1 protein-coding gene is annotated in these 652 nt (G+C 50.6%); it reads left to right on the top strand.

Features of this window, described 5'->3' with window-relative positions; translation table 11 throughout:
• Positions 1–652, top strand: a 652-nt coding sequence (locus FGM01_RS14455) for a DUF7507 domain-containing protein (protein WP_143411896.1), incomplete at both ends; no start/stop codon positions are given.

Raw genomic sequence — 652 nt, 5'->3', positions numbered from 1 at the left:
ATACCGGGAATGTAACCGTAAGCAGCATCAGCATTGATGATGCCCTGACTGGAAGCAACGACCTGGCCATCTCCCCCGCCGATCTGGCTCCGGGAGAAACTGGTACTGCTTCAGCGACCTATACCATTACCCAGGCTGACATGGATGCTGGATTCGTATCCAACTCTGCGACTGCTACAGGTGACAGTCCAGGTAACACTGATGATGTAAGCGATGTGTCTGATAATGGTGATGATACCGATGGAAATACAACCGATGATGCGACCGTGGTGAACTTTACTCCGCAACCGGCTATCGAACTGGTTAAAACAGCGGTATATTCTGATACCAATGCGAACTCTGTGCAGGATGCAGGTGATCAGATCACCTATACCTTCACCGTAACCAATACCGGGAATGTAACCGTAAGCAGCATCAGCATTGATGATGCCCTGACTGGAAGCAACGACCTGGCCATCTCCCCCGCCGATCTGGCTCCGGGAGAAACTGGTACTGCTTCAGCGACCTATACCATTACCCAGGCTGACATGGATGCTGGATTCGTATCCAACTCTGCGACTGCTACAGGTGACAGTCCAGGTAACACTGATGATGTAAGCGATGTGTCTGATAATGGTGATGATACCGATGGAAATACAACCGATGATGCGAC

This window comes from Christiangramia sabulilitoris (assembly GCF_007050985.1).
Lineage (GTDB): Bacteria > Bacteroidota > Bacteroidia > Flavobacteriales > Flavobacteriaceae > Christiangramia > Christiangramia sabulilitoris.
This window is presented reverse-complemented; position numbering and strand designations above follow the sequence as displayed.